This window comes from Streptomyces sp. NPDC020192 (genome assembly GCF_044388685.1).
GTDB lineage: Bacteria > Actinomycetota > Actinomycetes > Streptomycetales > Streptomycetaceae > Streptomyces.
In genome coordinates, this window is the sequence record NZ_JBIRXG010000008.1 from 165784 (window position 1) to 178826 (window position 13043).

The 13043-nt window shown below is 72.9% G+C and carries 11 protein-coding genes; 6 read left to right on the forward strand and 5 right to left on the reverse strand.

Translation table 11 applies throughout. The features are described from left to right. The first annotated feature begins 107 nt into the window (after window positions 1-107). From ACH47Z_RS17810 to ACH47Z_RS17820, 3 genes are read left to right on the forward strand one after another with little or no spacing between them, the layout of a single operon-like run. Window positions 108-890: a lysophospholipid acyltransferase family protein gene (locus ACH47Z_RS17810; protein WP_399074528.1), complete on the forward strand. Its 783-nt coding sequence runs from the start codon at window positions 108-110 to the stop codon at window positions 888-890. Beyond that, the gene (locus ACH47Z_RS17815; RefSeq protein WP_399074530.1) at window positions 887-1897 is read left to right on the forward strand and encodes an NAD(P)H-dependent glycerol-3-phosphate dehydrogenase; all 1011 of its coding nucleotides are present in this window, start codon (window positions 887-889) and stop codon (window positions 1895-1897) included. Before ACH47Z_RS17810 ends, ACH47Z_RS17815 begins: the two co-directional genes overlap by 4 nt. Window positions 1898-1956: 59 nt before the next feature. Next, a complete protein-coding gene (locus tag ACH47Z_RS17820; protein ID WP_399074532.1) occupies window positions 1957-3114 on the forward strand; it encodes a D-alanine--D-alanine ligase family protein in 1158 nt (385 codons plus the stop codon). Between the two features lie 15 nt (window positions 3115-3129). Here ACH47Z_RS17820 and ACH47Z_RS17825 read toward each other — a convergent pair whose 3' ends face one another. Further along, on the reverse strand, window positions 3130-3651 hold the full coding sequence (locus ACH47Z_RS17825) for a DUF3515 domain-containing protein (protein WP_399074534.1): 522 nt from the start codon (window positions 3649-3651) through the stop codon (window positions 3130-3132). Between the two features lie 20 nt (window positions 3652-3671). Next, the gene (locus ACH47Z_RS17830; RefSeq protein ID WP_003997603.1) at window positions 3672-3905 is read right to left on the reverse strand and encodes an Lrp/AsnC family transcriptional regulator; all 234 of its coding nucleotides are present in this window, start codon (window positions 3903-3905) and stop codon (window positions 3672-3674) included. Between the two features lie 271 nt (window positions 3906-4176). Here ACH47Z_RS17830 and ACH47Z_RS17835 point away from each other — a divergent pair, with 271 nt between their 5' ends. Next, entirely contained in the window at window positions 4177-5142 is a 966-nt protein-coding gene (locus tag ACH47Z_RS17835; protein ID WP_399074536.1) for a thiamine-phosphate kinase, read from the forward strand. Further along, on the forward strand, window positions 5139-5924 hold the full coding sequence (thiD, locus tag ACH47Z_RS17840) for a bifunctional hydroxymethylpyrimidine kinase/phosphomethylpyrimidine kinase (protein ID WP_399074538.1): 786 nt from the start codon (window positions 5139-5141) through the stop codon (window positions 5922-5924). The genes ACH47Z_RS17835 and thiD overlap by 4 nt, the downstream gene beginning before the upstream one ends. Before the next feature lie 130 nt (window positions 5925-6054). Here the strand turns inward: thiD and rpmB are convergent, their stop codons facing one another. Beyond that, complete coding sequence (rpmB, locus tag ACH47Z_RS17845; RefSeq protein WP_003993230.1) at window positions 6055-6240, reverse strand: 50S ribosomal protein L28; 186 nt, start codon at window positions 6238-6240, stop codon at window positions 6055-6057. Between the two features lie 256 nt (window positions 6241-6496). On the opposite strand from rpmB, the gene ACH47Z_RS17850 reads away from it, so the two are divergent. Then, the gene (locus tag ACH47Z_RS17850) at window positions 6497-8179 is read left to right on the forward strand and encodes a DAK2 domain-containing protein (protein ID WP_399074540.1); all 1683 of its coding nucleotides are present in this window, start codon (window positions 6497-6499) and stop codon (window positions 8177-8179) included. A 7-nt stretch (window positions 8180-8186) separates the two neighbouring features. On the opposite strand, the gene ACH47Z_RS17855 is transcribed toward ACH47Z_RS17850, so the two are convergent. Both ACH47Z_RS17855 and ACH47Z_RS17860 read right to left on the reverse strand, forming a co-directional pair. Continuing rightward, complete coding sequence (locus ACH47Z_RS17855) at window positions 8187-11177, reverse strand: tetratricopeptide repeat protein (protein ID WP_399074844.1); 2991 nt, start codon at window positions 11175-11177, stop codon at window positions 8187-8189. Window positions 11178-11185: 8 nt separating this feature from the next. Continuing rightward, window positions 11186-13021, reverse strand: a complete 1836-nt coding sequence (locus ACH47Z_RS17860) for an HSP90 family protein (RefSeq protein ID WP_399074542.1) — start codon at window positions 13019-13021, stop codon at window positions 11186-11188. Window positions 13022-13043 lie beyond the last annotated feature (22 nt).

Here is a 13043-nt window from a genome sequence, read left to right on the forward strand (position 1 = left end):
GGGGGCGGGTGACGGGCGGGCGTACGGTGTTCTCGACAGACCGGCGGCCCGGGGCGACACTTGTGCGGCCCCCCGCCCGGGTGGCTGCCCTAGAGGAAGGTGTCCTTGTGCCCCGCCGCAGAATCGGCTTCTGGTACCGCTTCGCCGCGGTGATCTGCAAACCGCCGCTGGTGGTTCTGATCAAGCGGGACTGGCGCGGAATGGAGCACATTCCGGCCGACGGCGGATTTATCACCGTGGTGAACCACAATTCCCACGTGGACCCCTTCGCGTACGCGCACTATCAGTACAACACCGGCCGGGTTCCGCGATTCCTGGCGAAGAGCGGGCTTTTCAAGACGGGAATCATCGGCGCCGCCATGCGCGGTACCGGGCAGATCCCCGTCTACCGCGAGTCCACCGACGCGCTCAGCGCCTTCCGGGCCGCGATCGCCGCCGTGGAGCGCGGCGAGTGCGTCGCCTTCTACCCCGAGGGCACCCTCACCCGCGACCCGGACGGCTGGCCCATGACCGGCAAGACGGGCGCCGCCCGCGTGGCTCTGCAGACCAAGTGCCCGGTCGTCCCGGTCGCCCAGTGGGGCGCCAACGAACTGCTGCCGCCGTACGCCAAGAAGCCGAACCTCTTCCCGCGCAAGACGCATCACGTGCTCGCGGGCCCGCCCGTGGACCTCTCGCGCTTCTACGACCAGGAGATGACTCCGGAGCTGCTGAAGGAGGCCACCGAGGTCATCATGGCGGCCATCACCCGCCAGCTCGAGGAGATCCGCGGCGAGAAGGCGCCCGAGACACCCTACGACCCGCGTCGCGAGCGGATCGAACAGCGGCGCCGCACCCAGGCGCAGACGCAGGTACACACGCAGGGCAAGGAACCGGAGGGGCAGGGCAAGTGAGCAAGGCGGTCAAGGCGGCGGTCTTCAGCGCCGGTTCGTGGGGCACGGCGTTCTCCATCGTGCTCGCCGACGCCGGGTGCGAGGTCACCCTGTGGGCCCGGCGCCGCGAGGTCGCGGAGGCGATCAACACCACCCGCACCAACCCCGACTACCTGCCGGGCGTCGAACTCCCCGAGAACGTCCGGGCGACCACCGACCCCGCCGAGGCCCTGGCCGACGCCGACTTCACGGTGCTGTCCGTCCCCTCCCAGACCCTCCGCGAGAACCTCGCCGAGTGGACCTCGCTGCTCGCCCCGGGCACCGTGCTCGTCTCCCTGATGAAGGGCGTCGAACTCGGCTCCACCATGCGGATGAGCGAGGTCATCGAGGACGTCACCAAGGTCGGCCCCGAGCGGATCGCCGTCGTCACCGGGCCCAACCTGGCCCGGGAGATCGCCGCCCGGATGCCCGCCGCGGCCGTCGTCGCCTGCACCGACGAGGCCGTGGCCCAGCGCCTCCAGGCCGCCTGCCACACGCCGTACTTCCGGCCGTACACCGAGACCGACGTGGTGGGCTGCGAGCTGGGCGGCGCGGTGAAGAACGTCATCGGGCTCGCCGTCGGCATCGCGGACGGCATGGGGCTCGGCGACAACGCCAAGGGCTCGCTCATCACCCGCGGCCTCGCCGAGACCGCGCGGCTCGGGGTCGCGCTCGGCGCCGACCCGCTGACCTTCTCCGGACTCGCGGGCCTCGGCGACCTGGTGGCCACCTGCTCCTCGCCGCTGTCGCGCAACCACACCTTCGGCACCAACCTCGGCAAGGGCATGACCCTCGAGGAGACCATCGCGGTCACCAAGCAGACCGCCGAGGGCGTCAAGTCCTGCGAGTCCGTGCTGGATCTGGCCCGCAGGCACGGCGTCGACATGCCGATCACCGAGACGGTCGTCGCCATCGTGCACGAGGGCAAGTCGCCGGTGACCGCCGTCAAGGAGCTGATGTCGCGCAGCGCGAAGCCCGAACGACGCTGAGCGAACCCACCGGTCCAACGCTGTCTCGGGGTCCTACCTACGGGTACTCTCATCGCGATATGAGCACCGAGAACCTTCCCCAGAGCCCTGAGCAGCCGTCCCGCAAGCCGCGCGTGGCCGTCGTGTTCGGCGGGCGCAGCTCCGAACACGGGATCTCCGTGGTCACCGCCGGCGCCGTCCTCAAGGCCATCGACCGGACGAAGTACGACGTCCTGCCGATCGGCATCACCCAGGACGGCCGGTGGGCGCTGACCGCCGACGAGCCGGAGCGCATGGCCATCACCGACCGCCGCACTCCCAGCGTCGACCAGCTCGCGGAGTCGCAGGAGGGCGGCGTGGTGCTCCCCGTCGACCCCGCGAACCGCGAGGTCGTCTACACCGAGCCCGGCTCCGTGCCCAAGGCGCTCGGCGAGGTCGACGTGGTCTTCCCGGTGCTCCATGGCCCCTACGGCGAGGACGGCACCCTGCAGGGCCTCCTGGAGCTGTCCGGGGTGCCGTACGTGGGCGCCGGTGTGCTCGCCTCGGCCGTCGGCCAGGACAAGGAGTACATGAAGCGGGTCTTCACCTCCTTCGGGCTCAAGGTCGGCCCGTACGTGGTGATCAGGCCGCGCGAGTGGGCGCAGGACGAGTCCGCCGCCCGCAAGAAGATCATCGACTTCGCCGGCGAGCACGGCTGGCCGCTGTTCGTGAAGCCCGCGCGCGCGGGCTCCTCGATCGGCATCACCAAGGTCGACGACCTGTCCGGTCTGGACGAGGCGATCGCCACCGCGCAGGCGCACGACCCGAAGATCCTGGTCGAGGCCGCTCTGCGCGGCCGCGAGATCGAGTGCGGCGTCCTGGAGTTCGAGGACGGCCCGCGCGCCTCCGTACCGGCCGAGATCCCGCCGCCGGACACGCACGCGTACTACGACTTCGAGGCCAAGTACATCGACTCCACGCCCGGCATCGTCCCCGCGCCGCTGACGCCTCAGGAGACGGCGGAGGTGCAGGAACTGGCGGTGCAGGCCTTCGAGGCGGTCTCCTGCGAGGGCCTGGTCCGCGCGGACTTCTTCCTCACCGAGGACGGCGAGTTCGTGATCAACGAGGTCAACACCCTGCCCGGCTTCACGCCGATCTCGATGTACCCGCAGATGTGGCAGGCCAGCGGTGTCAGCTACCCCGAGCTGATCGACCGCCTGGTACAGGCCGCGCTGCGCCGCTCCACCGGGCTGCGCTGAGCGCCCGGCGGCAGGTCATCCGCGCATGGAGGCGATCCCCTTGGGGATCGCCTTCTTCACGGCCGGCGCCAGGTCCGTGAGGATCCCGGTGCCCTCGTCCTGCGCGGACATCCCCTCGGGCAGGCTGATCTGCACATAGGCCACGCGGTTGGCCGTGGTGAACCGCCAGGTGCCGTCGCCCTGCTTCTCCATCAGCCAGTCGACGCCGTCCACCCCGCCCGCGATCGCGTCGCGGTCGCCTCCCTCGGCCACCTTCGGATCGACCATCTTCGGCGGCCGTACGACACCGCAGCGCAGTATGATCGCCGGGCTTCCCCAGCCCGCCGTGTAGGCGGACCGGGGTGCGGGGTCGTTGCGGCTCCGTCCGTCGAGCTTCTGCGGCAGCACCTGGTGCAGGTCCCGGCACACCGGGACCGTCTTCGCGTCGGGGGTGGGAACCGCCACCGAGGCGCTGTCGTCTGCCGAGGAACAGCCCGCGACCGCGAGCAGCAGCGCGGGCGCGAGCAGGCCGAGAGGCCGGTGACGGAAGATGTTCACCGGCCAAGCGTAGACGGGGGCTACAGATGCACGACCGGACAGGTCAGGGTGCGCGTGATGCCGTCCACCTGCTGGACCTTCGCGACCACCATGCGACCGAGGTCGTCGACCGTGTCGGCCTGGGCGCGCACGATGACATCGTACGGACCTGTCACGTCCTCGGCCTGGATCACTCCAGGGATCTTGCTGATCGTCTCGGCGACGGTCGACGCCTTGCCGACCTCCGTCTGGATCAGGATGTACGCCTGTACCACGGAACCTCCAAGGCGGCCACGAGGATCATGTGGGGAAAAGGAACGCCACGGTATCGCGTTGCCGCTCCCCGCGGGGAGACCTGCGGGAACCGGGCTTGCGCGCCAGGGTGCAGGCACGACGGAGGTTGACGGTCGTCCTCGACCGCAACACACCGTCATCCTGATCGGAGCGGACGGTCATACCGACCGCAACGACGGTCATCTCGACCGTATCGGGGACACTGATGACGCGCGAGTGGGCACGGCAAGGCAGAGAAGGGGAGCCAGGGAAATGAAGGGCACTGTTGGTGAGCTCGGGGAGTTCGGGCTCATCAGGGAGCTCACCTCCCGTCTCACCACCACCCCGGCGGTGCGGATCGGCCCCGGCGACGACGCCGCGGTGGTCGCCGCGCCCGACCGGCGTGTGGTGGCGAGCACCGACATCCTGCTGGAGGGGCGGCACTTCCGCCGCGACTGGTCCACGGCCTACGACGTCGGACGCAAGGCGGCCGCCCAGAACCTCGCCGACATCGCCGCGATGGGCGCCGTACCGACCGCCCTGCTGCTCGGCCTGGTCGTGCCCGCCGAACTCCCGGTCACCTGGCCGAGCGAGCTGATGGACGGCCTGCGCGACGAGTGCCAGGTCGCGGGCGCCTCCGTGGTCGGCGGGGACGTCGTACGCGGCGACACGATCATGGTGTCGATCACCGCGCTCGGCGATCTGCGCAACCAGGAGCCCGTCACGCGCGCGGGTGCCCAGCCCGGCGACCTCGTGGCCGTCACGGGCTGGCTGGGCTGGTCCGCGGCCGGCTACGCGGTCCTGTCCCGGGGTTTCCGCTCCCCGCGCGCCTTCGTGGAGGCCCACCGCCGCCCCGAGCCGCCGTACCACGCGGGCCCGGCCGCCGCCGCGCTCGGCGCGACCGCGATGTGCGACGTGAGCGACGGCCTGATCGCCGACCTCGGGCACATCGCCGAGGCCAGCAAGGTCCGCATCGACATCCGCTCCGGCGCGATCGACATCCCGACCCAGATGAACGACATCGGCCAGGCGGTCGGCGTGGACCCGCTGCAGTGGGTGCTGACCGGGGGAGAGGACCACGCGATCGTCGCGACCTTCCCGCCGGACGCCAAGCTGCCGGCCCGCTGGAAGGTCATCGGAGAGGTCCTCAACCCCTCCGCGCTGCCCCAGGTGACCGTCGACGGGGCGCCCTGGACCAGCAAGGGCGGCTGGGACCACTTCGGGGACATCGAGTCATGATCCCCTGTGTGCTGACCGTGGCGGGCTCGGACTCCGGCGGCGGCGCCGGCATCCAGGCCGACCTGAAGACGATGCTGGCGTTCGGCGTGCACGGGATGAGCGTGATCACGGCCGTGACCGCGCAGAACTCCCTGGGCGTGCAGGGCGCCTGGGAGCTGCCCGTGGCGGCGGTACGGGCGCAGTACCGCAGCGTCGTGGACGACATCGGGGTGCAGGCCGTGAAGACCGGCATGCTGGCCTCGGCGGAACTGGTCGAGGCCGTCGCCGAGTTGATCTCCGGCACGGACGCGCCGGCCGTGGTGGACCCGGTCGGCGTCTCCAAGCACGGCGACCCGCTGCTGGCCGCCTCCGCGCTGGATTCCGTACGGCGGAAACTGCTGCCGGCGGCGACCGTGGCGACTCCGAACCTCGACGAGGTGGCCCAACTCACAGGGGTGCGCGTCGAGTCGGAGGACGATCTACGACGGGCAGCGGCGGCCGTGCTGGAGTACGGGCCGCGCTGGGTGCTGATCAAGGGCGGTCACCTGGCGGGGGATGCCGTGGACCTGCTGACGGACGGCTCGGCGGAGCACTGGCTGCGGGCCCCGCGCCACGACAACCGGCACACGCACGGCACGGGCTGCACGCTGGCCTCCGCGATCGCGTCGGGGCTGGCGAAGGGGCAGAGCGTGCCGGAGGCCGTCACGGCGGCCAAGGAGTACGTCACGGGGGCCATCGCGGCCGGGTTCGCGCTGGGGGCGGGGATCGGGCCGGTGGATCACGGCTGGCGCTTCCGGGGCTGATCTCGCGTCCGGGGCTGATCTCGCGCGCGTACGGCGATCGGTGCCCGGGTACGGCAAAAAGCCGGCCCACCCGGAGGTGGACCGGCTCAGTGCAGCGAACCAGGCAGTGGCCGCGCGCTCAGCTGTAGCGTCAGCGCGAGACCTTGCCGGCCTTGATGCACGAGGTGCAAGCGTTCACGCGCTTCGGCGTCCCGCCGACCACGGTACGCACACGCTGGATGTTCGGGTTCCAGCGGCGGGACGTACGGCGGTGCGAGTGCGAGATGTTGTTGCCGAAGCCCGGCCCCTTGCCGCAGACGTCGCAGTTGGCAGCCACGGGTCACTCCAAAGACTTCAGATGCACTTACGGTTGATCCCGGCATGCCGGGATCGAGATCTTAAGACCTGAATCTGAGTGGCGGTGCCAGGGGAGCGGCCCGATCGGATCGGGCAACCGGAGCAGCATACAACGACTGCGTCCGTACAAGGAAACTACCATGGCAGCTCAGGGCACCGCTCCCGGCCCTCTTCCGCCGGACACCCGATCGGGGTCTACGCTGCGTCCCACGTAGGGCCGGTTCAGGGAGGCGCAGGTGGCGCAGGTGCCGCAGACATTCTTCGATGCTCTCGCGGTACGCACCTGGTGCGGTCTGGCGCTCGGCGCACTGGGGCGGGCCCGCGAGGAGATCGACGCGATCAACGTCTACCCGGTGGCCGACGGGGACACCGGCACGAACCTCTACCTCACCCTGGAATCGGCGGCGACGGCCGTGGAGGCCGTGTTCGCCGGGTACGAGACGGGCGACGGGGAGCCGTCCCTCGCGGACGCCGTGCGGGCGATGGCCCACGGCGCGCTCATCGGCGCCCGGGGCAACTCCGGGACGATCCTCGCGCAGCTGCTGCGGGGGATGGCGCAGGTGCTCTCACAGGACGGGGACGCGGTCGGTGAGGAGCCCCGCATCGACGGCGTCGGGCTGCGACTGGCGCTGCGCCGGGCCGCCGACTCCGCCCGGCAGGCCGTGGCCCACCCGGTCGAGGGAACGGTGCTGACGGTCGCCTCGGCCGCCGCCGACGCCGCCGAGGGGGCCGAGGGCGACTGCGGGGCGGTCGCGCGGGCGGCCTACGAGGGGGCTCGGGCGGCCCTGGCGGCGACTCCGGGCCAGCTGGAGGTGCTGGGCAGGGCCGGGGTGGTCGACGCGGGCGGACGGGGCCTCGTGGCGGTGCTGGGCGCGCTGGTGGAGGCCTTCACGGGGGAAGCGGTACGGGAGAACGCGAGGGCGGCGGTGCCTGACGCGCACGCGCGCGTGGCGGTCGTCTCCGATGCCGGGCCGTGTGCCGACGGGAACGGCACCGACGGGCCCGCGTACGAGGTGATCTATCTCCTGGAGGCCGACGACACGGCCGTGGACCGGCTCCGGGAACGGCTCGACGCCCTCGGCGAATGCCTGGTCGTGGTCGGCGGCGACGGGCTGTGGAACGTCCATGTGCACGTCGACGACGCCGGCGCCGCCGTGGAGCTGGGCGTGGAGGCCGGGCGGCCGTACCGGATCCGGATCACCCACTTCGGACTCGGCGACGCGCACACCGGGCGCGGCCGGCCCCCGCGCGAGCGCGTCCAGCGGGCCGTCGTCGCCGTCGTACCGGGCGAGGGCCTGGCCGGGCTGTACGCCGAGGCCGGCGCCACCACCGTCCTCGCGCGCCCCGGGGAGCCGCCCGCCAGCGGGGAACTGGTGCAGGCGGTACGGCGGGCCCACGCGCGCGAGGTCGTGCTGCTGCCCAACGACGCCGAGCTGCGCCACACGGCCGCGGCGGCCGCCGAGCAGGCCCGCACCGAGGGCATCCGGGTGGCCCTGATCCCGACCCGCTCGGCGGTCCAGGGCATCGCCGCGCTCGCCGTGCACGAGCCGGCGCGCCGATTCGACGAGGACGTCGTCCAGATGACCTCGGCGGCGGGCGCCACCCGGTACGCCGAGGTCGTCGTCGCCGAGCACGAGTCCTGGACGACCGCCGGCATCTGCCAGGCCGGGGACGTCCTCGGGCTGATCGACGGCGACGTGGCCGTGATCGGCCCCGACGTCACCGCCACCGCCGGCACCGTCCTGGACCGCATGCTCCAGGCCGGCGGCGAGCTGGTCACCCTCGTCGTCGGCGACGAGGCCCCCGAGACCGTCGCCGAGCACCTTCAGGCCCGGGTACGGGAGTCCTACCTCGCCGTCGACACGGTCGTGTACCGGGGCGGCCGGCAGGGGGCGCTGCTGCTCATCGGCGTGGAGTGAGCGGGCCTCACGCCTCCAGCTCGAGCATCTGGGCGGCCTCCGCCCGCCGTTCCCGGACGGTCTCGTCGTCGCCACCGGCGCCCTCGTAGGCCGCGAGCACGGCACGCGCGCGTGCGACCGCCTCGGCCGGCCGGCCGAGGTCGGCCTCCAGCCAGCCCGCGGCGAGCTCGGCACCGGTACGGCTGTGCAGCCCGTCCACGCCGAGGCCGCCGAACAGCGCGGCAGCCCGGTCCATGTGCACCAGCGCGGCCTCGAACACGCCCTGGATCACGCTGTCGTCGGCCTCTTCGGCTCCGTCGGCCTCCACTGTCGCCGAGCGGGCCAGAAGATCGCCGAACTGGCGGTGCGTGGTGCCCAGTTCGGCCGTGAGCTGCTCCGAGGCCACCGGGTCCGTCACGGCCGCCCGTGCGTCCTCGCACGTGCGCACCGCCTCCGCCATCAGCTCCCGCCCGCTCTCCGCGCCGGCCTCCCCGCGCAGTGCCAGCCACGCGCGGGCGCGCAGTGAGCGCACGAGGAACTGCGGGTTGCCCAGCGCCCGCCACAGCTCGCCCGCGCGCGCGTACGCCTGCTCGGCCTCCGCAGGCAGACCGGCGTGGCTCAGGGACTCGGCCGCGAGGTGGGCGAGCGTGGCGTGGTCCTGCTGCTCGGGCCAGTGCCGGGCGAACTCGGCGGCCCGCAGCCGGCGTTCGGCGGCCGCCCGGTGATCACCCAGCTCGCCCAGACAGTCACCGAGCCACCACAGCGCCTGTACGACGGCCCCGTCGCCGTGCGTCTCGGCGGACAGGTCGGCCAGGGCCGACTCCAGCACCTCCGCGGCCTCCGCACACCGCCCCTGCCGCAGCAGGAACCCGCCCAGCTGCTGCCGCGCCCAGGCACCCAGGGTGCCGCTCTCGCCCGCCTCGTCGGCCCAGTGCGCCGCCTCCAGCGCCTGTTCGGCCGCCTCGACGACCTCCCCGCGTCCTCCGACGATCTCCGCGAGCTGCAGATGCAACTGCGCCCGTCCGACCGGCTCCACATACGGCCCGCCGTGCTCCAGGGCGTCCCGCAGCGCCCGCTCGGCCCCGGCGAGGTCACCGGCCTGATGGGCGAGCGCGGCGACCTGCACCTGGTACTCCACGGCGAACCACGGCAGCCCGGCGTCGACGTAGGCACCGGCGGCCTCGCGAAACAACCCGGCAGCCCGCCCGCCGTCTCCCCGCAGCCCGGCCAGCTCGGCGAGCATCCCCCGAGCCTCCGCACCCCGCGCGGCCAACCGCACGTCCTCGGCCCCCCGCCCGTCGACGAGAGCGAGCACCTCCCGCACGGCCCGCTCGGTGAGCGCCGCGGCATCGTGCCGGGCATCCACGTCCGCCACCGGCGTTTCGGGCGTCCCTTGCCGGGCCGCCGTCCCCTCAGCCGTCGCCCCCTCGAACACCGCCCCCTCATGCAAGCCCCGCATCAGGATCCGCGCCCGGCTCATCACCACCGACGCCGTCTGCCGTAGCCCGGTGCGTTCGTCGGCGTAGAGGGCGAGGATCTCGTCGTACAGGGCTGTGACCGTTGTCAGGGCCTCGGCGACCTGGCCCGTCAGGGCGCGGACGTACGCTCCACGCGCGCGTGCCGCCAGGGCCTCGCCGGGGTCGCCCGCCTCCGCGTACAGGGCGGCCGCCCGGTCGAACAGCTCGATGCCCTCGGGGCCGCGGGCCATCGCCTCGTGGTCGGCGATCTCCGCGCGGTCGCGGGGCTCCAGTTCCGCGTCCTGCGCTGCCCGCGCGACCGCCGCCCAGGCCTCCAGCGCGTGCGGGCGCAGTGACGCGGACCGGCGCCGTGCCTCGGTCAGCAGGGCGGTCAGGTCGGGTGCTCCGGACGCCTCCGGCGCCGGGGGAGCCGGCGCCGGTGCCGTGCGCGCCGTACGTACGCCCAGGGGCAGGCGGTCCGCCAGCGGGCGCTGCGCCATACGCGCGCGTGCCCGGTCGCCGACGTACGACGTGCCGTTGCGCCGGTCGAACCGCTCGGCCAGTTCCAGGGTCTCCGCGCGCGCGTGGGCGGCGAGTTCGCCCGCCGTCCAGGTCCGCCCGGCCGGGCCCGGCACCGATTGACCGTCCAGGCCCAGCTCGGTCAGCCGGTCCATCAGCAGGGTCACTACGGCCAGGAAGTCCAGCCGGCTGCGGGGGTGCCCGGTGTCCGTGAAGTACGCCGGGCGCTCGGCGAGCAGCTCCAGACCGCGCGCCTCGTTGCCGGTCAGCGCGCAGAACTCCACATGGTCGGCGTAGGCGCCGCGCATCGACTCCATCGGCCGTACGAGACGGAAGCCCCGCAGATGGTGCGCGCGGGCCTCGTCCACGCGGCCCAGGCGCAGCAGCGGGGCCAGCGAGGACGCCAGCACGGTGTGCGGTTCGTGCGCACAGCTGTACTCGCCCTCCAGCACCGGACGCCACAGCTCCAGCGCCTCCGCGTCCCGGCCGCGCGTGACCTGCCATTCGCCCTGCCCGTGCAGCTCGCACGCGTGGCAGTCGGCCATCGAGTCCCGGTCCGCGGCCAGCCACGCGGCGTACGCCCGCTCCGCGCGCGCGAGGTCGCCGATGTGCGCGGCCACGCTGAACTCGGCACCGCGCACCGCCCGTTCGGAGTGCCCGGCGAGCCGGTAGCGGTGTTCCATCTCGCCGAGCCACTTCTCGACCGAGGCGAGCGGGACGTGCGGCTGGTCCAGCATGCCCGCCGACATCCACTTGAAGACCCAGTGCAGCGAGTGCGTCTCGTACGCGTCGAAGTCCTCCGGCCGTTCGTCCCACATCCGCAGCAGCCGCGCGAACGGGACGAACATCCTGTCCTTCTCGGAGCTGTAGTTGTAGACCTTCAGCTGGTGTCCGAGCGCCTCGATCACGGCGAGCGGGACGCCCAGCCGCTCGGCGTCGGCGAGGAGTTGCTCCGCGCGCGCGTTGCGGGCGGGACCCTCGGGCTGCTCGGAGTTCTCCGCCATCGCCCGGCGCAGCGCGTCGAAGTCGGTGATCCCGTCGATGTCACCCATCAGCGACCGTTCTCCCCATGCGTGGCCCACTCCAGCAGGCCGATGAACGCCCGGTTGAGCAGTGCCGAGTCGGCCGGCCGGAGCGGGCGCTGCGCCATCAGCAGGGCCTGCCCGTACAGCGACTCGGTGGCGGTGCCGATCAGCTCCGGGTCCCCCAGTGAACCGATGCGCCGCACCAGCGGGTTGAGATGGTTGAGCACCAGACGCGCGCGCGGGACGCTGCCGCGCAGCGAGCCCAGGATGCCCGCCCACAGGTCGTCGGCCTGCTCCTCGGCGTCCGCGCGCGCCTGCTCGTGCCGGGCGGCCCGGTCGTCCAGGTGCAGCGCGGGCACCGACAACGGATGAAAGGCCCGGAGGACGACGTCACAGCCCAGCGGGTCCAGCTTCGCGCGCGCGGCCGCCAGGAAGCCCGACAGCGCCAGCTCCTCGGCCGGGTCCACCGCGTCCAGATGCGCGGTCACGGTGTCCGCGTCCAGCTCGGCGACCACCGTCCCCGGCCGCACCGACGGCATCGCCTCGACCAGCTCGCTGTCGTACGTGTAGCCGCCGTTGACCACGCCGACACCCTGCGCGGACGCGATCGGCGCGACCTGCCGGTACTCCTCGACGGTCCGCGTGAAGTGCACCACCGGGTGCCGCTGCGCGAACTCCTCCAGGGACAGCTGCCCGTCGGTCGTCTCGAACGGCAGCCACGGCAGCATCGTGCGCAGCATGTCGCCGTCGTGCCGGGCCAGGGACTTGACCCCCAGGTGGTGCACGGCGAGGAAGGCCCGCAGCCGCTCCGGGTCACCGGCGGCGAGCCCCGTGAGCCAGGAGCGAATCCTTTCGCCGAGCGCCTCCCGGACGGCGGCCAGCGTCTCGTCCTCGTACAGCGACTCGCGCGAGGCCGTGGGCCGCAGGCTGTCGGTGTCCAGCACGCAGCGTACGAAGAACGCCCAGTCCGGCAGCAGCTGTTCGGCCCGCTCGGTCAGCAGCATGCCCTTCAGATGCACCCGGTGACGCGCCCGCTGGGCCGGGCTGACCGCCGCCGGCAGCACGTACGCCACCCCGCGGATCCCGGCCAGCGGCACGTCCAGGTCGATCGAGTCCAGCGGCGTGAACCCGAACAGCTCGTGACAGTGCCGGGCCAGCGCCGTCCTTCTGCTCGCGGGGCTCGGGTACGGCCGGTCCCAGGGCGCGGGCAGCTCGGTGACCGGCTCCTCGCCCACCCGGACGTCGTACGGCAGCAGTGAGCCGAAGTCCCGGGCCAGGGCCAGGACCCGCTCGGGCGCGAGCCACTCGGCGGCGCCCGCACGCGCGGTGAGGTACACGGTCGTGCCGGGCTCGGACCGCGCCGAGGCGTCCAGCGTGCGCACGGTGTACGACCCGTCGTCCCGCGCGGTCCACTCGACCGGCGGGGCGTTGGGCGTACGGGCGCTGCGGCTGACCACGCGGATCCGCTCGGCGACCACGAAACAGGCCAGCAGACCGATCCCGAACTGGCCGAGGAACTCGGAGCGGGCCTCCCGCAGCCCGTCGGCGCGCTTGGAGCTGCGGCCGATGGTCGCCAGCAGACTGTGCACGTCGGACTCGGTGAGCCCGATGCCGGAGTCCTCCACCCGCAGCGCGCCGCCGTCCGCGTACAGCCGTACCCGGGCCGGGGCGCCGGGCTGTCCGGCGCGCCGGGCGGTGATGGCGTCCACGGCGTTCTGCAGCAGCTCGCGCAGATAGACCTTGGGGGAGGAGTAGAGGTGATGGGAGAGCAGGTCCACCAGACCGCGCAGGTCGACCTGGAACGTGTGAGGTGGGTGGGGTGACCGGGATGCCTGGGATGACTGTGAGGTCTGGGAGTCCATCGTCACTGCGCCGGAGGGGGAG